The organism is Alteromonas sp. 5NW40-0090, from assembly GCF_057552975.1.
Genome location: NZ_BAAJLT010000002.1, coordinates 372,881 through 396,149 on the forward strand (window position 1 = coordinate 372,881; position 23,269 = coordinate 396,149).

A 23,269-nucleotide genomic window follows, 5' to 3' on the forward strand; every position below is an offset into this window, starting at 1 on the left:
GCAAAATTCAAAAATATAACAGTAATCTATGGAGTATCAGCATGGCTTGGAATGAGCCGGGTGGCAACAATAACGACCCGTGGAAGAATCGCGGTGGGAAAGAGCAAGGTCCCCCAGATTTGGACGATGTGTTTAAAAACTTATTTGGTAAGTTTGGAAAGTCAGGTGGCAACGGTGGCGGCTCAGGCAAAAGCCTAGGCGGTATCGGTGCTGGTATTCTTGTAGGTTTACTTGTCGTGATTTGGTTCATTAGTGGCTTTTACACCATTCGTGAAGCAGAGCGCGGTGTAGTCCTTCGTTTTGGTGAGTATCACGAGCAGGTTGAACCAGGTCTTCGTTGGGCACCAACGTTTATTGACTCAGTCATCCCAGTTGATGTTCAGTCAATTCGCGACCAGTCATCTTCAGGCTCTATGCTTACAGAAGACGAAAACGTAGTGAGCGTTCAAATGGAAATGCAATTTCGCGTTGTAGACCCATATCGTTGGACATTTGCCGTTGAAAGCCCTGAGCAGAGCCTAAGCCAGTCGCTTGATAGCGCTATTCGCTACGTTGTTGGTCACTCTAAGATGGATGATGTGTTGACTGACGGTCGTGAGGTAACGCGTCAGCGCGTTTGGGAAGAACTACAGGCCATCATAGAACCGTACAACATGGGTGTTTCTATCATTGATATGAACTTCCGTGATGCACGTCCGCCAGAGCAAGTTAAAGATGCATTCGATGATGCCATCGCCGCTCAGGAAGATGAACAACGTTTCATTCGCGAAGCAGAAGCTTATGCGAGAGAAATTGAGCCTCGTGCACGTGGCCAAGTCAATCGTATGAATGAAGAAGCGCAAGCATACAAAGAGCGTGTAACGTTAGAAGCGCAGGGTGAAGTGGCACGTTTTGAAGAGCTGCTTCCTCAGTACGAGCGTGCTCCTCAAGTTACTCGCGAACGCATCTATCTAGAGACCATGGAAGAAGTGTTGAGTAACACCAGCAAGATCATGGTTGATAGCAAAGGCGGTAATAACATGATGTATTTGCCTTTAGATAAGATTATGGAACGTCAGCAATCTACTAACAATAAGAATACACGCAATACACTGGAAGGCTTACAAGCACCAGTAACTGATGCTAACGGCCGCAGCCGCAACAGCTCGCCTAGTACAGGCTTACGTGGCGATAGCTACAGAGAGGGGAGATAAGCACAATGAAGAATTTGTTAATTGCAGTATTCGTTCTTCTTGTATTGCTTGCATCAGGCTCACTGTTTGCAGTTAAAGAAGGCGAGCGCGCCATTGTTATTCAGTTTGGTAAAGTGCAAAGAGACGATGCGACCGGCGATACAAAAGTATTTGAACCAGGTCTTCACTTTAAACTTCCATTCATCGATTCAGTACGTGTTCTTGATGCGCGAATTCAAACGTTAGATGGCTCACCCGATCGCTTTGTAACAAGCGAGAAGAAAGACCTGATCGTTGACTCTTATGTTAAGTGGCGCATAGAAGACTTTGCCCGTTACTACCTATCAACGGGGGGCAATAAGCTGCAAGCAGAGGCGCTACTTAAGCAAAAAGTAAACAACGGCCTACGTTCTGAGTTCGGTACTCGCACCATTGCACAAATTGTCTCTGGTGAGCGTTCAGCACTAATGAACCAAGCAATGGAACAGGCGTCTACGTCATCTGATGAGCTAGGTATTGAGATTGTTGACGTACGCGTGAAGCAAATAAACCTGCCGACAGAGGTCAGTAATTCAATCTTTCAGCGTATGCGCGCTGAGCGTGCTGCCGTTGCTCGTGAGCACCGTTCAGAAGGTCAAGAGCAAGCGGAAGTCATTAAGGCAAACATCGATGCGAAAGTAACGGTAATGCTTGCAGACGCTGAACGTAATGCCCGCCAGCTACGTGGTGAGGGTGATGCGATTGCGGCACAAATATACGCTGACGCTTACTCAAAGAACGCTGATTTTTACAGCTTCTTACGCAGTATGGACGCGTACAAGCAAAGCTTTAACAGTAAGCAAGATGTTATGGTTATTGCGCCAGACAGCGACTTCTTCAAGTACATGAACAAGTCAAACGGTAACTAAACAACCGTGATTTGAAGCGCTAAAAACCAGTCTTTTTAGACTGGTTTTTTTACGCCTATCAAAAGGCTAACGGTTTGATATAGCGGGTTATATTTAATCAACGGTGCTGGTTATTAAGGAAAATGTACACCGACTCAACCCTTCATTTACCCTACCTACTGCCAAATTTTCACTGAATCGGGTAAAATACCACCTGAATATTATTAAAACACGTCACTATTTATGTACAGCACTAACGCCTTCCCAGCGTTAACGCTGATGTGGTAGACGTCATAAAACGACAGAGGGAAGATTTTGACAACGGAAAATACAAATTCAGTGTCTGCCGATGATAAGGGCGGACAAGGCGGGTTATTCTCGCGATTTCTCGCTACGGTGGAATGGTTAGGAAATCTACTTCCACACCCAGTAACGTTATTTGCGCTGCTTTCGCTTTTCATAGTGCTATTAAGCGGGATATTAGGTTACTTCGATTTAGCTGTTGCTGACCCTCGCCCAGTCGGTGCAAAAGGCCGAGAAGAGGACGGTATGATTGAAGTCATATCCCTTATGAGCGCAGAAGGTTTGCAGCGAATAGTGACGGGTTTGGTCACCAACTTTACCGGCTTTGCGCCGCTGGGTACCGTACTTGTTGCGCTTCTTGGTGTATCGGTAGCAGAACATTCTGGCCTGTTATCAGCAGCAATGCGCGCATTGGTGATGAATGCCTCTAAACGCGCAGTAACCTTTGCTATCGTTTTTGCGGGAATCATTTCAAATACAGCGTCAGAACTAGGCTATGTGGTGCTTATTCCGCTGGCAGCGATGATTTTCCATTCATTAGGTCGACACCCGTTAGCAGGTCTTGCAGCGGCGTTTGCTGGTGTATCGGCTGGATATAGCGCTAACCTATTGCTTGGAACTGTTGACCCCCTGTTGTCAGGCATCACTGAGGCAGCTGCTCACATGATTGACCCCGACTATATGGTAGGCCCAGAGGTAAACTGGTACTTCATGTTCATCAGTACCTTCGTGGTAGCAACAATGGGTGCGTTGGTGACTGAAAAAGTTGTTGAGCCGAGACTAGGTAAATTTGACCCTGCTGATGCTTCTATAGACTTAGGCAAGCAGTCAATGGACGCGCCCACGGATTTAGAAAAGAAAGGCCTGCGTTGGGCAGGTATATCGTTTGTTATAGTTTGCGCGATATTAGCGCTAACGGTAGTGCCAGAAAACGGTATATTGCGTCACCCCGAAACAGGTGAAGTAGCGGGCTCTCCATTCCTTAAAGGCATTGTTGCATTCATCTTTATCACCTTTGCTATTCCTGGTTTTGTTTACGGTAAAGTTACCAAGTCGATGAAGAATGATAAAGACGTAATAGATGCCATGTCTAAAAGCATGGGGGCGATGGGGCTTTACATAACGCTAGTATTCTTCGCTGCGCAGTTTGTTGCGTTTTTTAAATGGACAAACTTGGGCACTGTATTAGCCGTTAAAGGTGCTGCATTATTGCAAGCAGCAGGATTAGATGGTCCAGCAGTATTTATTCTGTTTATTCTGATGTGTGGTGTTGTAAACCTGTCATTAGGCAGTGCATCTGCACAGTGGGCGGTTACAGCACCTATCTTTGTGCCCATGCTAATGCTTATTGGCTACGCGCCAGAGGTTATTCAAGCGGCTTACCGTATCGGCGACTCAGTAACAAACGTTATCGCGCCAATGATGAGCTATTTCGGGCTAATCTTGGCCATGGCTGCAAGGTACAAGAAAGACTTGGGAATGGGCACGCTTATAGCAATGATGTTGCCTTACTCTATGGTGTTTATCGTAGGTTGGACAATATTATTCTATATTTGGGTGTTTCTGCTTGGAATGCCAGTTGGCCCAGGCGCGGCGACATACTATCAGCCTTAATTAAATAGCTTGGTCAAAAGCCACCTAGTTTAATTAGTGGCGAGCTAAAAAGCGGCACATGTTTTTGAAAAATATTTTCGAACATATGCCGCTTTTTTAATACCTAAAACCTATCGCGGCAATCTCAGTTTTTTGACGTTACGGCAGATCATAATCTAAGGTAATTCAGTATAATACGGATATAGCGCAGTACTTCTCGGACTATGAATACATGAAATACAAATCGAACAAAGGTTTTACTCACGGGCAACCAGATAAAATAGGCGTATTAGTAACAAATTTGGGTACGCCAGAGGCGCCAACAAAGCAGGCGCTACGCCCCTACTTAAAAGAGTTTCTTTCAGACCCTCGCGTAGTTGAAGTGCCAAAAGCAATTTGGTGGTTTGTATTAAATGGCATTATTCTGAACTTTCGCCCCAAGCGTTCGGCAGAGGCATACTCCACTGTGTGGACGGAAGAAGGCTCTCCGCTTATGGCAATCACAAAAGCGCAAGCGTCTGCTATCGCTGAGCGCTGTAAAGCACAATACGGCGATGATGTCATAGTTGAGTTTGCCATGCGCTACGGAAAGCCCGCTATTAGCAACACCATTGATGCTATGTTGGCAAAAGGCGTACGCAAGCTTGTAGTGCTTCCGCTTTATCCTCAATACAGTGCGTCAACAACAGGTTCTACCTTTGATGCCATTGCAAAAGACTTTACGTCGCGCCGCTGGCTTCCTGAACTTCGTTTCGTTAATCACTATCACGACCGCGATAATTTCATCACCGCGCTGGCGAACAAAGTAAAAGCGCATTGGGAAACCCATGGTAGAGCGGATAAGCTTATTTTGTCTTATCACGGTATTCCTAAGCGCTATTTAATGAATGGTGACCCCTATCACTGTGAATGTCACAAAACGTCGCGCTTGCTTGCCGAGAAACTTGGCCTTTCACACGACGAATATATGACAACCTTCCAATCTCGCTTTGGTCGTGAAGAGTGGTTAACACCGTATACAGATGAAACATTGAAATCATTGCCTGAAAAAGGTGTTAAATCAATACAAGTTATGTGCCCTGGCTTCTCAGCCGATTGCTTGGAGACTATTGAAGAAATCGGTGAAGAGAATCGCGAGTACTTTATGGAAGCGGGCGGTGAGCGCTATGAATATATCGCGGCACTTAATAGTGATGAAGAACACATAGACGTGCTTTTTGACATAGTGAAAGAGAATCTACATGGCTGGGCGGTAGAATCAGACAACGGTTTACGTGCGGGCTTAGCGAGAGCGCTAGGCGCTGAAAAGTAGCGTTTTAAAGGTGGGGTATGGCTCAGCAAAAACGAGTATAGCCCGCTCACTAGCGAACAAATTTTTTATAGGGAGATAAGGTCGTGGATGGCAAAGCACCAAAGGCATTACTTAAAGCACAAAAGCTGGCGAATCTACTGGACACTGCCGTAAAGCTCCCTTTTATTCCAATAAGAATAGGTTTGGATTCTATCGTTGGCCTTATCCCAGGTGCCGGTGACGCACTGATGCTATTCGTTTCTCTTCGTATTGTTTGGCTGGGCAAATCATTGGGTATGCCCAAAGCGTTAATAGCTCAAATGGTAAAAAACTCAGCCATCGATTTTGGCTTAGGTTTTATCCCATTTGTTGGCGATATCGCGGACATATTTTATAAAGCCAATCAGAAAAATGTCCGTATCATGGAACGCTGGTGGATAAGTGAAAATAAACATGAAGTAGATAAAGTAACGCAGCAGGCGCTAGCAAAGTGGAATGCCGAATGACGTAAATTTAGCGGCCCAAGTTTCGCTGTAATCCCTCTTACTTACGGAATATGTAAGGCTGAGTAAAGATTGCGTAAATAAGAGAGCAATGTCCTTAAGTGAAATGTCTTTTTTGCAAAGACAACCAAGGGCAACGTTCGATGACATCAAACAAATTAACGGAAGAGCCGCTCAAACGACGTCGCTTTATGAAAACAGCGTTAGGACTGACATTGGCTCCTATTGCTATCGGATTGTGGGGGGGTGGAGGTTCCAATTCTACCTCTGACAGTTCCACAACATCTAACTCCTCACCTTCCAATAACGACACCGACCCAAATATAGAATCAGAAGAAGACTTTGACGGTTGGGCAAGCGGTGGCACGTCAGCTATGACATCAGATTTTCCAGACGATAGCTTATTTGACTCTGCTTCTGTATGCAGTATTGCCCTCACAGGCTCCCAAACGGAAGGCCCGTGCTATTTTCAAAGTGATTATCTTGACGACATATCATACGAGCAAACAGGTTTACCGATGATGTTGTGTCTTCAGTTAATTGATGAAGCCTGCAATCCCCTGTCCGGTTATGAAATTGAAGTATGGCATTGCGGTGACAGATGCTAGCGGAAGAATAAACCTAAAAAGCTGTTTTCCCGGCTGGTACAGCAGCCGAGCGATCCACATCCATTTTCGTATACGTCGCAACAATACTGATCAATTGGTTTCTCAATTTGGCTTTTCCGATAGCTTTTGCCAAGACATTTGTACCAATCATCCAACTACAGTCACCGAGGTGTGCCGGACACGTTACTGGGGCAAGATACAGTGTTTGGCAGTGACTACAATGAGTATACATTTAATGTGTCACAAAACGAGGACGGTTCTTTACTCGCATACAAGCGCATAATAATCAGTGATTAGACTTCCTTTTTATCTCCTATACGCTATTTTTAACATGCCCGTTAGCTACGGGCATTTTATTACGCACAGTAAACCCATTCGCAGCATTGTTTCGTAGCACAACTAAGAATAACTTTATTTCCTGCTCAAATTACAAGGAGCGTGCAGCACATGAAAGCGTCCGACTTATTTGTGAAAGCGTTAGAAGCAGAAGGCGTGGAGTACGTCTTTGGTATCCCAGGCGAAGAAAACCTAGACTTACTTGAGTCGTTGCGCGAATCCTCCATTAAGTTGGTGCTGACTCGTCACGAGCAAGGCGCTGGTTTTATGGCTGCTACTTACGGCAGACTGACTGGAAAAGTAGGGGTTTGTCTATCAACCCTTGGACCTGGTGCCACTAATTTGGTTACTCCTGCGGCTTATGCTCAACTTGGCGCAATGCCAATGTTGATGATTACTGGACAAAAGCCAATCAAAACCAGCAAGCAAGGTCGCTTTCAAGTTATCGACATAGTGGACATGATGCGGCCCATTACCAAATTCACCAATCAGATAGTAAGTGGAGACCGAATACCTTCTACCGTTCGAGAAGCTTTTCGGCTGGCGTCAGAAGAGCGCCCTGGAGCGGTGCACTTAGAATTGCCTGAAGATATTGCAGCGGAGCAAACGAATGCGCAGCTTTTAACACCCAGTAGAACGCGCAGACCCATCGCCGAATATAAAGCAATCGCATCTGCCATCACAATGATAGAAGAGGCTCAATCCCCCTTGTTATTGATTGGCGCAGGCGCGAATAGGAAGCTCACTGCAAAAATGCTAAGGGAATTTGTTGATAAAACCTGTATTCCATTTGTCACTACTCAAATGGGTAAGGGTGTGCTGAATGAAAGTGACCCTCGCTTTGCCGGGAATACGGCGTTATCTGATGGCGACTTTGTGCATAGAGCGATTGAGCGCGCTGACCTTATTATCAACGTCGGGCACGATGTAGTAGAAAAACCGCCGTTTTTCATGCATCACAACGATAAAAAAGTCATTCATGTTAACTTTGATTCGGCTGCCGTAGACCCTGTTTACTTCCCACAACTCGAAGTGGTTGGAGATATTGCTAACAGCATTTGGCAAATAAAAGAAGGCATTACTCCCCAAGACAATTGGAAACTTGACTTCTACAAAGATGTGCATCAAGCCTATGTAGACCACCGTGCTGAAGCAGAAGATGACGACCGATTCCCCATTTTACCCGAACGTTTTGTACGCGATATACGAAAGGTGATGCCAGACAATGGTATCGTCACTTTAGACAACGGGATTTATAAAATTTGGTTTGCAAGAAACTACCCGGCTTATCACCCAAACACGCTGCTGCTGGATAACGCGCTGGCGTCGATGGGGGCTGGCTTGCCCTCAGCGATCGCTGCAAAACTCGTTAACCCAGATGCGCCCGTGTTAAGCGTATGTGGTGACGGCGGCTTTATGATGAATAGCCAAGAAATTGAGACCGCCGTCAGGCTTAAGCTAGACCTTGTGGTGATCATCTTGCGTGATGACGCGTACGGAATGATTAAGTGGAAACAAGCAAACATGCAGTTTGATGAGTTTGGCTTAGATTATGGAAATCCCAACTTTGTGAAATATGCGCAAAGTTATGGTGCGCAGGGCTGGCGAGTAGACGACACCGATGTACTTATTCACATGGTGGATAAGTGTTTGAACACGAAAGGTGTGCACGTTATCGATTGCCCTGTTGATTACAGCATGAATGACAAAACACTTAATCAGACGATCAAAGCGTTAAGCGCCAAGCTATAAGCTAGCGTAATACACAGGTAAGGAGTGACCAATGTTAAAGGAAAGCTATCCCTATTATTTAGCGAGCGAGCCAAAATACGCGAATACAGATTTGGAAGTGACCAATAAATACACGCAAGATGTGGCCACTAAGGTTGCATTGGCAGATGCGGATACTATAGACAAGGCCATTGCAGCGGCAGAAAAAGCGCAACCCGCAATGGCGGCAATGGTTCCTTATGAACGACAAGCGGTGTTAGAACACTGCGTCAAGCGCTTTACTGAAAGGGCCGATGAGTTGGCGCAGGCGCTTTGTATAGAGGCCGGAAAGCCGATTAAAGATGCTAAGGGCGAAGTTAGCCGCCTTATCGATACCTTCAAAATAGCGGCAGAAGAATCAGTGCGTATTAATGGTGAGGTGGTGAATTTAGAAATCTCGGCGCGCGCCAAAGGTTATCAAGGCATGACCAAGAAAGTCCCTATTGGTCCATGCTCATTCATATCGCCGTTTAATTTTCCTCTGAATTTGGCTGCGCACAAGGTGGCGCCTGCAATCGCGGCAGGCTGTACCTTTGTACTAAAGCCTGCCTCGCGAACTCCTATTGGTGCGCTCATTATTGGAGAGGTATTAGCTGAAACCGACTTACCCAAAGGCGCATTTTCTATTTTACCTTGTAGCCGTGACGGCGCTGATTTATTCACTACTGATGAAAGACTAAAGCTGCTTAGCTTCACAGGTTCACCTGATGTGGGCTGGGCGCTTAAAGCAAAAGCAGGAAAGAAACCTGTGGTATTAGAGCTTGGCGGTAACGCTGCATGTGTGATTGATGAAGATGCGGATATTGAAGACGCTATCGATCGCGTGATCGTTGGGGCTTACTATCAGTCTGGTCAAAGCTGTATCAGTGTTCAGCGCCTTTTAGTGCATAAAAAAATATACGATGAATTTAAGTCGCGTTATGTAGAAAAAGTAAAGGCTCTAGTGTCGGGTGACCCTTCTATCGAAGATACTTTCATTGGACCTATGATTTCAGAGGGCGAAGCTGAACGCTTACATGGTTGGATTACAGAGGCCAAGGAAAAGGGCGCAACTATTTTGTGTGGCGGTACTCGAGAAGGTGCAATGCTTGAAGCTACGGTTATGGAAAACGTACCGAAAGACTGTGATGCCAGTGCCGAAGAAGCGTTTGGCCCGCTATCTATCCTTGTGCCTTTCGACAACTACGACAACGCACTTAAGGAAGTAAACAACAGTCGTTACGGACTTCAAGCTGGTGTATTTACCCGTGATATTTATAAAGCGCACAAAGCCTGGGATGAGCTAGAAGTGGGCGGCGTTGTCATTGGTGACGTGCCAAGCTGGCGGGTGGATAACATGCCATATGGCGGTGTTAAAGACTCTGGACTGGGTCGCGAAGGTATTCGCTACGCGATAGAGGATATGTCTGAAACTCGACTTATGGTTATTCGTACTCCCCAGTAGATTACTGAGTTTGACTATCTCTTTATGCAGTGCGCCCTCAATGTTTCATAAAAAAGTACGTGAGGGCGCACTATCTATGCGGACTGATATTAGAATTAATCTGCTGCGTATTCTTCTAGCAGTGATAGTGGAATAATGTCTAACGCTTTTTCATGGGTAGCTTCCAAACGTACTTTTGGCGCTACACCTGCCTCATAAGCCTGTAGCCAGCGAGCTGCACATAGGCACCACCTGTCGCCCGCTAACAAGCCAGGAAATGACATGCTCGGCCACGGCGTGATAAGGTCATTACCTTGTCTTAGCGAATACTGAAGAAACTCGTCAGTGACGACAGCACATACACTGTGATTACCCACATCAGCGTCAGGAACATAGCAAAATCCTTCTCGCGTAAATCCAGTATTTCCACAGCATAGCTGTAGCGGTCGACCATAGACATTTTTTGCGTTCGCCAAAATCAGAACCCTCTTTTACAACGTATATTTTGATAGGTATGACTAATTCAAATCGCCAAGTGCGAAATTAGGGTGAATAGAACCTTATCTGTCCACCTTATGACCCTGCTCGATAAGGGTCAACAACAAAGCGCTACGGTAACTACGTTTTAAGGTAAAAAATCGTGCTCGATAAAAGCAAAAAAACAGGCGACAGTAACTTTTCTGAACAAGAAATTTCGCGCTTTGACGCACTGGCGGAATCTTGGTGGGATCCGCAAGGAAAATATAAAACTGCGCTGGAATTTAATCGTGCAAGGCTAGATGTAATAAGATCACAGATAGAGAATCACTTTGGCAGAGGTAACCTACCGCCAGACTATTCAGCATTATCTATCATTGATATCGGAAGCGGAGGCGGTCTTATAAGTGAACCGCTGGCCAAACTGGGAGCGCAGGTTACGGGAATAGATGCCAGTGCGGTGAGCGTAGAAGTAGCAAAACGCCATGCGCAAAAACATGGGGTTGAAGTAACGTACCGACATATGCTTTCCAGCGAAGTGGTAAAAGAAGGTTTGCAGTATGATGTCGTGATAAACGCTGAAGTGGTGGAGCACGTTCCTGACCAGCAACAGCTTATCCGTGAATGTGCTAGCTTAGTTAAACCAGGCGGGTTACTTATTTTGGCAACGTTAAATCGTACGCTAAAAAGCTACGTTATTGCGATAGTGGGCGCCGAATATGTGATGCGTTACTTACCTGTGGGAACCCATGATTGGAAAAAATTTGTAAAACCTACTGAATTGGAAAAGTGGGTTAAAGATGACTTTACACTTATGCACCAGGTAGGTATGAAACTCAATCCGCTTAAAGGTAAGTGGATGACGACCTCAAGCTTGGCTGTTAACTTCATTCAAACGTATTGTAAAAGATAATAGTATTTTATAAGTATTATTTATTTTCTGTATGCAGAGGGGAAATGGTATGAGATGGAATAACCGTCGAAAAGTGCTATCTCACTGAATTCTTTGACTAACAGCGATTGTTTGTCACAGGTTTTTACACATATTTGCTCATCGGCACTATTAAAGTTTTAACATGAAGGTTGATCTTTACATATAGTTTACATAATCATAACAAAGGTCTGACCACAGACCACAATGTCATAATTATGGGGCACACACGATGAGAAAATCCAAAAATAAAAGAGCAAGGAATGCTCTCATTGTCACGTTGCTTGCAATGTTTGCAGGCGTTGGTACATTTGTTGGGGGAGCAGGGCACGCCTTCGCAAGTACATATGCAAAAACCAATCATCCAATAGTATTGGTTCACGGCCTTTTCGGGTTTGAAGACATACTCTTTGTCGATTACTTTTATAAAGTTCCACACAAGCTTACTCGCAACGGTGCGGTTGTATACATTGCTGAGGTGTCTCCTGCGAATTCGACAGAAGTGCGAGGAGAGCAACTGCTCGAGTATATCGATGAGGTACTTGCCCTGTCAGGCGCGGATAAAGTGAACCTTATCGGACATAGTCATGGCGGTCCTACCGCCCGTTACGCCGCAAGTGTCGCTCCTGACAAAGTTGCATCTGTAAGTTCAGTCGCGGGTGTTAATTGGGGAAGCAAAGTAGCTGATGAATTAAGGGATGCATTTGCTGAAGACTCAGTAGGTGAAGGTGCTGCAGGCATAGTGGTTGATGCCTTCGCTAATATTATTGAGATTGCTTCTGGATCAGATCCCCGAGACAAGCCTACTGATTCAATCGCTGCACTTAACTCACTTTCAACAGAAGGCTCGGTGGCTTTCAATAAAAAATACCCAGAAGGCATGCCAACGGCCTACTGCCGCAATGATGGAAAAATGTTAGCTGAGAACGGGGTGTATTATTTCTCATGGAGCGGCGGTAGGACTTATACCAATGCCCTTGACGTTGTAGACCCTTTTCTTGCCATTACAGGCACTGCGTTTAAAGAACCAAACGACGGTTTAGTTTCAACGTGTAGTTCGCACTTAGGCAAGGTGCTAAAAGATAATTACAAAATGAATCACCTGGATGAAGTGAATCAGAGCTTTGGCATTACGCATTGGTTTGAAACTGATCCGGTAGACGTATTTGTTCGTCAGGCCAACCGTCTTAAAAGATTGGGGCTGTAGTGACGACGCGTAAAGCACGCCAGGTTTACCCATTATTGGGAGGGCTTCTGGCCCTCTTAATATTGGCCTGTATTTTTTATGCGAATCCTGCTTTCAAAGCAGATACCCTCAACCGAGCTTCATTGCAAGAGGCTCGAGACAATGCTAGTGAAAAAACGCTAGTTGAAAGCGGATATACGCAAGTTGACTCGGTAGTCAGTGATCGGTTGCAAAACGAAACAGTTACTGCAAATACTGGTCTTAACGTTTTTATGCTCGATTACTCAACAAAAGACAGCTTCGATCGTTTTATACTTATGCGCACCTCTGAGGAGCCACATGTCGTTAAGCTCTCTTACTCAACCCATGTAATTACCGTATTCACCCCCGACACGCGGATTGTGGCGATAGACTTGTTTAATCGCTACGTTGATTACAAAGTGGCACTCTCTTCAATTGAAGTTGAGATCGACCTTTCAAGTCACAGTTTGCAAGATGTGTCTTATAAGCTCGATGAGCGCGAAAAAATTCGACGCACTTATTTCAATGATACCGAATACCGCTATATATTTAGCCAAGAAGCCCAAGTGGACGAGGCGGCGTTAGCGCGCTTACAGCTTGCTCAGGAAAGAACGCTGTCTAGGGAAGAAAGAAAAGCGCTTATTGTTGAGTCGCTAGAAACGGGAAGTCAAACCGAACGCGACGTTTTTCAGCCTACGCTGAATATGCACCGTATCAATGAAATAAAACGCAGCCACAGTGATCTTAATGACCGATACAACGCCGTTGCGGCTGAATTCGGCAGTGAGATCGCAGACCGCTTCGCAAGGACCTGGGATAAACAAGTACAGTGGAAAAACAAAATTGCAGACTATGAAAGGTTTCGCGATAACCTGAAAAAGCAGTCGCTAACAGCGGGCGAGTTTGAAAGCACGCTACGCGAATACCAGTTTGAAAACTTCACTGTTAATGAAATAAAGCGCCTAAAGGTTATTGCTGGGTCTTAAAGCAATGCTTCCAAGGTTGCGGTCTAGCTGTTGCGAAAATGAGAAATAGCAAAGAGGTATAACCATAAAAGCACTGAATAGTCTTGTGCATAGGCATAGTGATTTGAAAGCAGTTTGTGCAGTTACTAATCTAGGTAATACCCTACTTTCAACAATCCGCAATAAGGTTTGTGACAATCATTATGAAAATCTACGAAACAAGAACGGCGCCTAATCCACGTCGAGTACGCATGTTTTTAGCCGAAAAAGGCATTGATGTGGATTATATTCAGGTCGATATACAAAAAGGTGAAAATCTAAGTGCAGAAATGCGCGCTAAAAATCCATTGGGAAAGATACCCATTCTTGAGCTAGATGACGGCACATGTATTGCCGAAACCGATGCCATTTGTACGTATTTTGAAGCGCTGCATCCAGATCCACCTTTAATGGGAACAACACCCGTTGAAAAAGCGACTATATCTATGTGGCAGCGGCAGGTCGAATTAGCGTTTATGATGCAAGTTGGTATGTGCTTTCAGCACACTACAGGGTACTTTAAAGATCGCATGACTCCGGTGCCCGAATATGGCAAAGAAGCGGGTATCAATGCGTCTAAATATCTTAATATTTTAGAGCGTCGACTCGGTGTCAAAGAGTTCATCGCCGGCGATACATTTTCTATTGCTGATATAACCGCGTTATGCGCCATGGATTTTGCGCGGGTGGTAAAAATTCGTATGAGTGATGAGCATGTTAATTTAGCGCGCTGGTATGGGGCCGTAAGCAACCGAGCGAGTGCAAAAGCCTAATGATTGATTTATATACCGCAGCCACGCCCAATGGTTGGAAAGCGTCAGTAGCGCTTGAAGAAATGGGGCTTGAATACACGGCACATGCTGTAAACTTAATGAAGGGCGAGCAGAAAACACCTGAGTTTCTAGCAATGAACCCGAACGGGCGCATACCAGTTATTGTTGATAGAGAAGCCGATGGTCACGTAGTGTTCGAGTCTGGCGCTATTATGGTCTACCTTGCTGAAAAGACAGGCAAGTTTCTACCGATTGACGTTAAGCGCAAGAGTCAGGTGATGCAGTGGGTGATGTTTCAAATGGGCGGCATCGGCCCCATGATGGGACAAGCTAACGTTTTCCATCGTTATCTAGAAGAAAAAATTCCGGTAGCGATAGCGCGTTATCAAAACGAAGTGCGACGTTTATTTACCGTGCTAGACGGCAGGCTAGAGGAGCACGAGTATTTGGTCGACGAATACAGTATTGCCGACATGGCGAACTGGTGTTGGGTACGCACATATGAATGGTCTGGTGTAAGTATTGAAGGGTTAGACAACTTAATCCGTTGGAAAAACAGTATTGAAGCGAGGCCAGCCGCACGGCGTGGAGTGGAAGTCCCGAATAAAATTGACAGAGAAGCACTGATCAAAGGGGCTAAAAATGTTGTTACGAAATAGCGCTCTTAACTGAGTCGACAAACCGGTTGAGCCATCCCGATGCCATGCTAAGTTTGTAAACAAGTTTGAAGTGCTCCGTATGATAAAAGTCATAACCTAATACGTCGACGCTTGTAAGGTTATGGCTTTTTGCTATGAAGTCAGGCACGTAGGCCAAGGCCAGTCCTTGTCGGACAATAGATATCAGCGTGCCAAAATCATTACATCGATAGCGAATTGAACGGGGTACTTTGTCGTCTCTCCATCCATCAGAACCGATGCCGCGTTTTATTCCACAAAAGGTCGAAACACAGGACTTTGCGCTGTAAAGCTAGCCCCGTCTATTTAGTGCTTTTTTGACCAAAAATGTCGCTGATGGCTTTAATATGTTCAGGGCCGATACCACAGCAGCCCCCGATGATAGTTGCGCCAGCAGCCACCCAAGTCTTAACGTATTCAACATAGCGAGCGGGGGTTATATCGTCACGTATTTCTGAAAGTAGTGCGTTGGCCGCATGCGTACGTTTTCTCTCAGAAAAGCTATTTGCATAAGCGCCAATATTAATCGAAGTATTTAAACTTCGCGTTATTGAAATAGCGTCTTCCATCTCTTCCGGCTGCGAACAATTGAAAAGTATGCTTTCTACTTCGCTCAATATAGGCGCTATCTCACTTAGCGGCTCACCTGAGCGCAATGTTACAGGCTCGTTAGGAGTTTCTCGATTGCTAACGGAGAATGACAGCCATATAGGCAGTGATGAGTGCTGTTTTATAAGTGATACCACGGCTTTAGCTTCTTCTACCGAGCTTGCAGTTTCAATCAACCAAACATCAACATAGGGCTCCTGCGCTTTAATAAGCGGTGTGAGAATGTCGGCTACACGGCTCGCATCAAATAAATCCGGGCGGTAAGAACCAAAAGCTGGAGGAACGCTACCCGCGACAAATCGCTTATTGTCACTATCGCTCTTTAATGTGTCTACTGCACCTCGAGCGAGTTCGGCCGCACTCTGGGCTAGAGTAAAAGCCTGCGCCTTAAATGTATTTTCTCCAATATGAAAAGGTACAAGCGCATAGGCGTTAGTGGTAATAACGCAGGCACCGGCTTCAAGAAAACGTTTGTGCACATCACTTACTAATTCAGGTGTTTGCATTAGTGCCAGTGCTGACCACTCTGGCTGCTTAAAGGGCGCACCTGTCTTTTTCAGCTCTCGCCCCATGCCGCCATCTAAAATTAAAATGTCATGCATTTCTTCTTTCATACTGCCCAAAGACAAACCTTTTGAGATGTTAGATGATTAGTAATAATTTGCCTGAAGGGCTAGGTTTGCACTTCCAATGGATTGCGCTTTTCTGCCTACAAGACCTTCGCTTATGTGTACCTGAGCAAGGCCTCGCATATCAAGCGTCTTCATCGCGCTTTGCGTATGCGCGACCAATGCGTTTTTGACATCATCAGGAATTGCGCCATCTATGATTACGCCGTCTAGGTCTAACAAGCTCATTGCACATTGAGTCGCAAAGGCCAATCCTCTGGCGGTTTCGCTTAACCAGTCTTGTATTGAGTGCGTGTCACAAGACCAGTGGGATGGCGATTCATAAATATGCTGACCGTTGTGCCCAGCGTCGTTTAGCTTTCTTTCCAGCAAATAAAGTGAAGACTGGGTTATTAGCTGGCGTTGTGTACTGCCATTGTAAAAGGGTAAAGAGCCAATAGCCCCTGCGTTGCCTGTTTTTCCATTAACTAACTGGTTGTTGAGTACCAGGCCACCACCTAAGAATGTGCCAACAAAGATGTAAAGAAAACTATTGTAATTTTGGGGATTACCGAAAGACATCTCTGCGCTGCAAGCTGCACCAGCATCATTTTTTATAAACACAGGTAGCGATAATAAATCTTCCAACGCGGCTTGTGGATTAAACTCTCTCCACTCTTCCAATTCATTTTTCGGAGCTCCAGCTTCTTCTGCCCAGCTCCAAATTTCGAAAGGCATAGCAACACCTAAACCTCGGATTAGGCGTTGTTGGTCGGTATCCAAATTTTTAATTAGTACATTGAAAGCACGTTTTGCAAAGGTAAGCAGGTTGCTTACGGTCGGGTAAGCAAACTTCTCGTGAAGTGTTGCTCTTACATTGCCTTTTAAGTCGAGTAACGTCATATCGAAACTTCGTCGACCTACTTTCAGCCCTATACCAAACGCTCCATTTTCATTGAGACCAAACGGCACCTTGGGCTGGCCTACCCCGCCTTTAATTGGCTTTAGGCGCTTAACAAGGCCATCAGCCTCGAGTTTTTTAATGATCACTGTCGCTGATTGTGCAGACAGCCCTGTTAATAAGGCTATTTCAGCTTTAGGCAATGAAGAACGTTGGCGAATTAGGGTAAGGATATCCCGTTCATTCGCTGAGCGGCTATCAAGCAATGTAGGTGCTTTTTGTGATGGCAGGTAAAAGGCCGATTCAGTATTCAATGTATTTACAATCTATCGTTTTAAGAAGCTAGAGTGTAATAACAACCTAGCCGTGTATCAAATTTAAGAAATGGTGTAGGTACTTGTTCAGACATAACTTTATTCGACAGTACTACGTCAACCCTATCACACCCATTGATTTTTGCGCAAAAGGTTAAATCAATTAGGTTGATTTAATTGATTCTTTCGACAATACTATGCCCCAATTAATTAACGATTCGTTAACCTTGCGCGAACTGTGCATAGGTAAGCTGCAATTTTTAAATTTTGTTAAGAGAGGCTGGTATGAAAATTTTGTGTTTAGGTGAAGTACTCATTGATATGTTAAGCCAAGGTGCTGCGCCCAAAGATGGTAACATACCGGCAATGAAGCCTTTTCAGCCTTATGCTGGCGGTGCACCTGCTAACGTAGCGGTTGCTGTTGCTCAGCTGGGTGGAGAGAGTGCAATGGTATCGAAGGTAGGTGACGATACCTTTGGCGCCTTTCTTAAAGAAATGCTTGAGCACTACAAAGTAAATACGGACTTTGTGTGGACTACACAGGAAGGCAATACGGCGCTGGCATTTGTGAACTTAGATGAAGACGGCGAGCGTTCGTTTGATTTTTATGTTGACAATGCCGCACATAAACATATTTCAGAGCAAGACTTGTCGACAATTGATTGCGACAAAAATACAGTGCTTCACTTCTGTTCAGGTTCAATTTCAGGCCCTGAACTTATTCCTGGCGCCGAGTTTATTTTAAACAAGGCGAAGGAAAACGGCATGATGGTGTGTTTAGACATTAATTATCGCCCAGCATTTTGGGATGACACTGCAAATGCGCCGACACGTATTGATGAAGCAGCAAAGAAAGTTTCTATACTTAAGGCAAGCCGTGAAGAGTTAGCAGAGCTTTATGGCGAAGAAAATGCCGATACAAAAGTTCAGCAATGGCTTGATAGCGGCGTTAAAGTTGTATTGGTAACCGATGGTGGTGAGCCAATTCACTATATTACAAAGTCGTTTAGCGGCACGCTAGCGTCACCCAAAATGGATGTAAAAGACACGACTGCAGCAGGCGATTCATTTATCGGTGGGTTCCTTTACTTCCTTTCTACCAAAGTTAAGAGCGCCGATGAGTTTGGTGCATGGGTAGAAAACTTTGAAAACGTTAGCGAAGCGACGGAATTTGCTATTCGTTGCGGAGCTTACACGGTAACTCAGTACGGTGCATTTAGTGCGCTGCCTACACAGGCTAATATCGCTAAGTAAGAGGCGTTGAACAAGGTTTTCAAAACTGATTTCAAGGCAATAAAAAAGGGTTCGATACGAACCCTTTTTTGTCATTTTAAAGCTTAACAAGCGTCGATGGCAGCTTAATTTAATAAGTTAACTCAGCTCAGTGCTTATCGGCTCTGCTTTGGAACTTACGTTCCTCGGTGTTGACCTTTATCCACTCGCCTGTACTGATGTACTCTGGCACCTGCACCACTAGCCCAGTTGAAAGCGTAGCGGGTTTAGTACGAGAAGTCGCCGATGCCCCTTTAATTGATGGGTCGGTCTCAACTACTTCAAGTTCTACGCTCATAGGCAAGTCCAGGGCAACAGGTACTTCGCTAACAATAACAACTTGAATGCCGTCAGTTTCTTCGTTAATGAACAAGGCTTCGTTTTCAATGCTTTCTTTGTTCAAGTGATAAGGGGTGTAGTCTTCCTTATCCATGAATACATATTCTTCGCCATCAATATACGAAAACATAGCAGGGCGACGAATTAAGTCAGCCATATCTAGGGTATCTGAGTCTTTAAATGTTTCATCGTATTTGGCACCTGTTACCACATCGTACATGCGCATACGATAGATGCTACCGCCTGCACGACCTTGAGGGACAGAGCGTTCAATGTCTCGCACTATGCAAGTTTTTCCGTCAAATACCACAGTGTTATTCTTTTTAATTTCACTAGCCTTAGGCATGGCGATTTCCTATTGTTTTATTTTCTTAAGGCGCAAGCCTTATTTCTATCTCGCTCTATTCTCTGCGATTTTACACGACTAAGAAAGGGTTTTTGATGGGGTTACCCTTCTATTAATGCTTTTACATTCGCTAAGGTATCAGCCTCACTCGCAGGCTTGTCCCAACGAATTCTATGTATACGGGGAAAGCGCAGCGCGACTCCCGACTTGTGCCTAGATGAAGGGTGTACAGCGTCGAAAGCCACTTCAAGCACTAGCTCTTTTTTCACTTCTCTTACCGGGCCAAACCGTCCTACGGCATTGCGCCTTACCCAATTATCCAGTTTTTTAAGCTCTTCATCGGTGAACCCGGAATATGCTTTTCCGATAGGCAGAAGCTGACTGTCCTCCCAAGCGCCAAACGTGTAGTCAGAATAAAAGCTGGAGCGCTTACCGTGCCCGCGCTGCGTATACATCATTACCGCATCCACAACTAGCGGATCGCGCTTCCATTTAAACCACTGGCCTTTAGGCCTGCCAGGTACATAATGACTATCTAAGCGCTTTATCATCAGCCCTTCTACCGCACGATTTTGGCATACTTGGGTGTGAAGCTGGCGCAAAGTTTCGGGGGAGGTGGCATTGAGTGTTTCAGAAAGAAACAAACGGCTGTTATTCATTTTGCTAAACCATTCTTCAAGGTCGTGGCGCCGCGCTTTTAGTGTTTTTTCTGTTAGATCTTCACCATTAAGCACTAAAGCATCGTAAACGATTAGTCCAACCGGGGCGGAAGACTGTAACGCTTTACTCGGTTTCTTTTTATTAAGGCGCTGCTGGAGGGCATTAAAGGTATCCACATCAGGCTGTGTGGCGGATGAAGCTTGTTTACCGCTTTTATCTCTACTCGTGCGTTGACTAGCTGCACTTTGGGCAGTCGATTCTTCAGATGGGTGAAAGCCAGGTTCTGCATTATGGATAACCAGCAGCTCTCCATCTAGCACCATATTGCCACTTATAGACTCAAGCAGATCAGGGAATGAGTGGCTAATATCATCGCCAGTGCGGGAGAAAAGGGCTTTTTGGGGCTTATCGCCATCGGCCCCACTACCGTTCTGAGCCTTATCATTGACAGGGTTATTTGACTTAACGACAAGCTGCACACGAATGCCGTCATACTTGTTCTCAATTTGCCACGTGTTCTTGGTGAAAGCGTTGATATCGCTATCTTCAATGGGATGAGAAAGCATAACTGGATGAAAGGTGACGGCATTTTCAATATCAGGCTTGTCGACTTTTCCTTCTAGCCAACCCAGCATATCGACATATGGCGGGGTAACCGCGTGCCAAAGTGTCTCAACTTCTTTAATGTCTTTATTGCCATAGTCGGCCAAGATTTGTTTTATAGAGCGAGCCGAAACGCCTATACGCAGGCCTCTGGTGCCTAATTTTAGTAACGCCCAGCGTTGGGCAGGCGTCATTATCGTTAGGTAGTGAGCTAGTGTGGCAGAAACTTTCTGCTTACTTATAGACGTAAAGGTTTCTACCACCTCGGTAAGCGTGGGTAGTGAATCTGAAGGCTCGCTATAAGGCCATAAATGGGCCACAGTTTCACTAACCTCACCCACATAGTCATAGCTCATGGCAAAAAGCTCTGGGTCGGTATGTTCGGTAATAAGCTTTTTTACCGTGTTTCGCTTAAAGAAGTCGAATCTTAATGTGCCTGCCATAGCTGCAATTGCCCATCCGCGGTCGGGGTCTGGCGCATTGGCAATGTAGTCGGCAATCAGCTGCGCCTTGGCTTTGTTTCCAGACGTAAAATACAGCTGTTCGAGTAAGTGACTGAATGCTTCCACTAGTCGCCTCCTTGCTCATCTTCATCATAACCAACTAGCGATAGCGCTCTGGCTTTATACCCCATTTTCTCTGCCTGATACATCAGCGCATCTTCTCTGCCATGAGTCACCCACACTTCTTTCGGATTGACTTCTTCAATGGTTTGCAGCAATTCAGGCCAGTCGCAATGGTCAGAGATAATAAGCGGTAGCTCGGCATTTTTTTGCTTAGCGCGAGCGCGAATTTGCATCCAGCCAGATGCCACAACAGGGCGTACATTAGGTAAGCTTCGCGACCACCTATCGGCAAGTGCAGAAGGGGGAGCAATGATTATCTCACCGGCTAACGTTTTTTTATCCGCGACCTCAGACACCGGAATTAACTCGCCTAAGTCTATTCCTAATTGCTTGTATAGATCGCACAATTTTAGCTGCGCACCGTGTAAGTATATTGGCTTGGCGTAACCCGCCTCGCGCAGCGCCAATATCACCCGTTGGCATTTGCCCAGCGCATAAGCGCCTACTAAATGGCATCGTTCGGGAAACACCCGTAACGAATGCAGGAGCTTTTCAATTTCATGTTCAATGGGCGGGTGCTTAAAGACAGGAAGCCCAAAGGTGGCTTCGGTTATCAATACATCGCATGGAACGACCTTAAACGGTGGGCATGTAGGATCGTGGCGACGTTTGTAGTCGCCTGAAACCACAACTCGGTAGCCTGCATATTCAATAAGAATTTGTGTAGACCCAAGAATATGGCCAGCAGGATAAAATGTGGCTCTTACATCGTTAAAATTTACGGCTTCACCCATTGCTACAGCGTGCTGGTGGATAGCCATATCTTCACCGTATCGGGTTTTCATAATTGCCAGTGTTTCTGAACTTGCGAATACACTGTAATGACCTGCCCGTGCATGGTCTGCATGCCCGTGGGTGACAAGCGCTGTTGCTACTTCATTCATGGGGTCAATGTAAAACTTACCAGGTTCACAATACAAGCCAGTATCATCAGTTTTTAGCCATGTTGATGGGTGCACTACTTACCATTCCTGCCAAATTAGAGAATGCTTGTTACTACGTATTCACTCCCTTAAAACGACCACTTGAAGTATGCAAGACCAATAACTCGATATGCGTGCTGAAGCAGTTGGCTTTATGAATTGTCACAAAATATGTCGATATGCTGTCAATTATTGCACTACACGACCTTTTAATTTAACTTCAACGCCTACTACAAAAGAGCTTTTTTTGGATGCTTACTATAAATAAGGATATTGCCTAATGCTGCGTTTAAGCGCTTGTTTACTAGCTATTTCAACCCTTCCTGTGTTTGCCCAATCAACTGATATTCAGCATGAAATTGCGTTAGGGTTTTCTGATGTACGCGATGCCGACGACAACTTTATTGGCGCAAGTTACCGCTACTATTTTCAATCAGTGAATATAGACCAGCAACCTTGGTCTATTAGCCCCTACCTTCAAAGAGCGAACAATGTTTCTGTAGATTATTTTGGTATTGATAACATCGATAGTATGAATGTACGAGGAGAATGGTTTTACTCAAATGCGCTGGTAATTCGAGGGCGCTATGGGCGTATAACCAACGACAGCAGATATTTTGAAGAAACGTTAAATCGCTATGCTGTAGAGGTGTCTACTTTCGCGAACCAAAATTGGGAATACGGCGTTGGCGTAGAGTACTTTCATCTAAATGAAGAGCTTTTCAGTTCCATTGATGCTGGCGTTAGCGAGGAGCGTTCAGATTCTGAATTTAGCTACAGTGCATTTGCAAGATATACGAGTTTTGGGCAGCGCGCTGGCAAGTTTCCTCCAGGCTGGGATACCAAGTTAAAAGCAACGCAGTTTGATGGTGAGTTCTCCGTTGAGCTAGATACAGATTATTATTTCCGTCCTGATTGGAGCGTAGGCGTTACTTACATTCACGAGAGTAATGAGGTCATAGGCTCTGACAACGTGATTGAACTAGGCACACACTACTGGTTTAACCCGCATTCATCTATCGAATTTGGCTTAGGCTATGATACCGATGAGAATCAGTTGGGTTCGGCTACGTTGTTAGGAACATTTAGATTCTAATACGCCACTCAAGTGGA

21 protein-coding genes are annotated in these 23,269 nt (G+C 45.2%); 15 read left to right on the forward strand and 6 right to left on the reverse strand.

All coding sequences use genetic code 11. From position 1 onward, the window contains the following. The first annotated feature begins 41 nt into the window (after positions 1 to 41). From hflK to AC27KT_RS03785, 8 genes are all read left to right on the forward strand, one after another. On the forward strand, positions 42 to 1,193 hold the full coding sequence (hflK, locus tag AC27KT_RS03750; RefSeq protein ID WP_487127490.1) for an FtsH protease activity modulator HflK: 1,152 nt from the start codon (positions 42 to 44) through the stop codon (positions 1,191 to 1,193). Between the two features lie 5 nt (positions 1,194 to 1,198). After that, a complete protein-coding gene (gene hflC, locus AC27KT_RS03755) occupies positions 1,199 to 2,080 on the forward strand; it encodes a protease modulator HflC (protein ID WP_487127492.1) in 882 nt (293 codons plus the stop codon). A gap of 294 nt (positions 2,081 to 2,374) precedes the next feature. Continuing rightward, the gene (locus AC27KT_RS03760) at positions 2,375 to 3,976 is read left to right on the forward strand and encodes an AbgT family transporter (RefSeq protein ID WP_487127494.1); all 1,602 of its coding nucleotides are present in this window, start codon (positions 2,375 to 2,377) and stop codon (positions 3,974 to 3,976) included. A gap of 211 nt (positions 3,977 to 4,187) precedes the next feature. Beyond that, positions 4,188 to 5,267 carry a ferrochelatase gene (gene hemH, locus AC27KT_RS03765; RefSeq protein ID WP_487127496.1) on the forward strand — a complete coding sequence of 360 codons (1,080 nt, stop codon included), beginning with the start codon at positions 4,188 to 4,190 and terminating at the stop codon, positions 5,265 to 5,267. An 83-nt stretch (positions 5,268 to 5,350) separates the two neighbouring features. Continuing rightward, a complete protein-coding gene (locus AC27KT_RS03770) occupies positions 5,351 to 5,752 on the forward strand; it encodes a DUF4112 domain-containing protein (protein ID WP_487127498.1) in 402 nt (133 codons plus the stop codon). A 140-nt stretch (positions 5,753 to 5,892) separates the two neighbouring features. Beyond that, positions 5,893 to 6,357, forward strand: coding sequence for a hypothetical protein (locus AC27KT_RS03775; protein WP_487127500.1), 465 nt, complete (start codon positions 5,893 to 5,895; stop codon positions 6,355 to 6,357). A gap of 447 nt (positions 6,358 to 6,804) precedes the next feature. Beyond that, the gene (locus AC27KT_RS03780) at positions 6,805 to 8,445 is read left to right on the forward strand and encodes an acetolactate synthase large subunit (protein WP_487127502.1); all 1,641 of its coding nucleotides are present in this window, start codon (positions 6,805 to 6,807) and stop codon (positions 8,443 to 8,445) included. 31 nt (positions 8,446 to 8,476) lie between these two features. After that, the gene (locus AC27KT_RS03785; RefSeq protein ID WP_487127504.1) at positions 8,477 to 9,907 is read left to right on the forward strand and encodes an aldehyde dehydrogenase family protein; all 1,431 of its coding nucleotides are present in this window, start codon (positions 8,477 to 8,479) and stop codon (positions 9,905 to 9,907) included. Positions 9,908 to 10,002: 95 nt separating this feature from the next. On the opposite strand, the gene AC27KT_RS03790 is transcribed toward AC27KT_RS03785, so the two are convergent. After that, positions 10,003 to 10,362 (reverse strand): DUF2237 family protein, encoded by a 360-nt coding sequence (locus AC27KT_RS03790; RefSeq protein WP_487127506.1) that lies wholly within the window; start codon positions 10,360 to 10,362, stop codon positions 10,003 to 10,005. A gap of 164 nt (positions 10,363 to 10,526) precedes the next feature. Between AC27KT_RS03790 and ubiG the strand changes: the two genes are divergently transcribed. The 5 genes from ubiG (at position 10,527) to AC27KT_RS03815 (ending at position 14,937) form a co-directional block, all read left to right on the forward strand. Then, complete coding sequence (gene ubiG / locus AC27KT_RS03795) at positions 10,527 to 11,276, forward strand: bifunctional 2-polyprenyl-6-hydroxyphenol methylase/3-demethylubiquinol 3-O-methyltransferase UbiG (RefSeq protein WP_487127508.1); 750 nt, start codon at positions 10,527 to 10,529, stop codon at positions 11,274 to 11,276. 307 nt (positions 11,277 to 11,583) lie between these two features. Beyond that, positions 11,584 to 12,501 carry an esterase/lipase family protein gene (locus AC27KT_RS03800; RefSeq protein ID WP_487127601.1) on the forward strand — a complete coding sequence of 306 codons (918 nt, stop codon included), beginning with the start codon at positions 11,584 to 11,586 and terminating at the stop codon, positions 12,499 to 12,501. Continuing rightward, positions 12,501 to 13,487 (forward strand): lipase secretion chaperone, encoded by a 987-nt coding sequence (locus tag AC27KT_RS03805; RefSeq protein WP_487127510.1) that lies wholly within the window; start codon positions 12,501 to 12,503, stop codon positions 13,485 to 13,487. Before AC27KT_RS03800 ends, AC27KT_RS03805 begins: the two co-directional genes overlap by 1 nt. 182 nt (positions 13,488 to 13,669) lie before the next feature. Continuing rightward, on the forward strand, positions 13,670 to 14,278 hold the full coding sequence (locus AC27KT_RS03810) for a glutathione S-transferase family protein (protein WP_487127512.1): 609 nt from the start codon (positions 13,670 to 13,672) through the stop codon (positions 14,276 to 14,278). Continuing rightward, positions 14,278 to 14,937: a glutathione S-transferase family protein gene (locus AC27KT_RS03815; RefSeq protein WP_487127514.1), complete on the forward strand. Its 660-nt coding sequence runs from the start codon at positions 14,278 to 14,280 to the stop codon at positions 14,935 to 14,937. Before AC27KT_RS03810 ends, AC27KT_RS03815 begins: the two co-directional genes overlap by 1 nt. Before the next feature lie 320 nt (positions 14,938 to 15,257). Here the strand turns inward: AC27KT_RS03815 and AC27KT_RS03820 are convergent, their stop codons facing one another. After that, positions 15,258 to 16,178: a homocysteine S-methyltransferase family protein gene (locus AC27KT_RS03820; protein WP_487127603.1), complete on the reverse strand. Its 921-nt coding sequence runs from the start codon at positions 16,176 to 16,178 to the stop codon at positions 15,258 to 15,260. 36 nt (positions 16,179 to 16,214) lie between these two features. Continuing rightward, positions 16,215 to 17,387, reverse strand: coding sequence for an ROK family transcriptional regulator (locus AC27KT_RS03825; RefSeq protein WP_487127516.1), 1,173 nt, complete (start codon positions 17,385 to 17,387; stop codon positions 16,215 to 16,217). 285 nt (positions 17,388 to 17,672) lie between these two features. Between AC27KT_RS03825 and AC27KT_RS03830 the strand changes: the two genes are divergently transcribed. Further along, entirely contained in the window at positions 17,673 to 18,641 is a 969-nt protein-coding gene (locus AC27KT_RS03830; RefSeq protein ID WP_487127518.1) for a carbohydrate kinase family protein, read from the forward strand. A gap of 127 nt (positions 18,642 to 18,768) precedes the next feature. On the opposite strand, the gene efpL is transcribed toward AC27KT_RS03830, so the two are convergent. The 3 genes from efpL to AC27KT_RS03845 all read right to left on the reverse strand — a co-directional run bounded on the left by efpL (position 18,769) and on the right by AC27KT_RS03845 (position 22,192). Continuing rightward, positions 18,769 to 19,344: an elongation factor P-like protein EfpL gene (efpL, locus tag AC27KT_RS03835; protein WP_025257482.1), complete on the reverse strand. Its 576-nt coding sequence runs from the start codon at positions 19,342 to 19,344 to the stop codon at positions 18,769 to 18,771. Between the two features lie 101 nt (positions 19,345 to 19,445). Then, positions 19,446 to 21,176 carry a cisplatin damage response ATP-dependent DNA ligase gene (locus AC27KT_RS03840; RefSeq protein ID WP_487127520.1) on the reverse strand — a complete coding sequence of 577 codons (1,731 nt, stop codon included), beginning with the start codon at positions 21,174 to 21,176 and terminating at the stop codon, positions 19,446 to 19,448. Next, entirely contained in the window at positions 21,176 to 22,192 is a 1,017-nt protein-coding gene (locus tag AC27KT_RS03845) for a ligase-associated DNA damage response exonuclease (RefSeq protein ID WP_487127522.1), read from the reverse strand. The genes AC27KT_RS03840 and AC27KT_RS03845 overlap by 1 nt, the downstream gene beginning before the upstream one ends. Positions 22,193 to 22,436: 244 nt before the next feature. Between AC27KT_RS03845 and AC27KT_RS03850 the strand changes: the two genes are divergently transcribed. Further along, positions 22,437 to 23,252, forward strand: coding sequence for a putative porin (locus AC27KT_RS03850; RefSeq protein ID WP_487127524.1), 816 nt, complete (start codon positions 22,437 to 22,439; stop codon positions 23,250 to 23,252). The last annotated feature ends 17 nt before the right edge of the window (positions 23,253 to 23,269 follow it).

Bases quoted from the DNA above. Each gene is read 5' to 3' on its own strand.
- hflK (WP_487127490.1), top strand. From the start codon at position 42: ATGGCTTGGAATGAGCCGGGTGGCAACAATAACGACCCGTGGAAGAAT.
- hflC (WP_487127492.1), top strand. From the start codon at position 1,199: ATGAAGAATTTGTTAATTGCAGTATTCGTTCTTCTTGTATTGCTTGCA.
- hemH (WP_487127496.1), top strand. From the start codon at position 4,188: ATGAAATACAAATCGAACAAAGGTTTTACTCACGGGCAACCAGATAAA.
- AC27KT_RS03775 (WP_487127500.1), top strand. From the start codon at position 5,893: ATGACATCAAACAAATTAACGGAAGAGCCGCTCAAACGACGTCGCTTT.
- AC27KT_RS03780 (WP_487127502.1), top strand. From the start codon at position 6,805: ATGAAAGCGTCCGACTTATTTGTGAAAGCGTTAGAAGCAGAAGGCGTG.
- AC27KT_RS03785 (WP_487127504.1), top strand. From the start codon at position 8,477: ATGTTAAAGGAAAGCTATCCCTATTATTTAGCGAGCGAGCCAAAATAC.
- AC27KT_RS03800 (WP_487127601.1), top strand. From the start codon at position 11,584: ATGTTTGCAGGCGTTGGTACATTTGTTGGGGGAGCAGGGCACGCCTTC.
- AC27KT_RS03810 (WP_487127512.1), top strand. From the start codon at position 13,670: ATGAAAATCTACGAAACAAGAACGGCGCCTAATCCACGTCGAGTACGC.
- AC27KT_RS03815 (WP_487127514.1), top strand. From the start codon at position 14,278: ATGATTGATTTATATACCGCAGCCACGCCCAATGGTTGGAAAGCGTCA.
- AC27KT_RS03820 (WP_487127603.1), bottom strand. From the start codon at position 16,178: ATGAAAGAAGAAATGCATGACATTTTAATTTTAGATGGCGGCATGGGG.
- AC27KT_RS03830 (WP_487127518.1), top strand. From the start codon at position 17,673: ATGAAAATTTTGTGTTTAGGTGAAGTACTCATTGATATGTTAAGCCAA.
- efpL (WP_025257482.1), bottom strand. From the start codon at position 19,344: ATGCCTAAGGCTAGTGAAATTAAAAAGAATAACACTGTGGTATTTGAC.
- AC27KT_RS03850 (WP_487127524.1), top strand. From the start codon at position 22,437: ATGCTGCGTTTAAGCGCTTGTTTACTAGCTATTTCAACCCTTCCTGTG.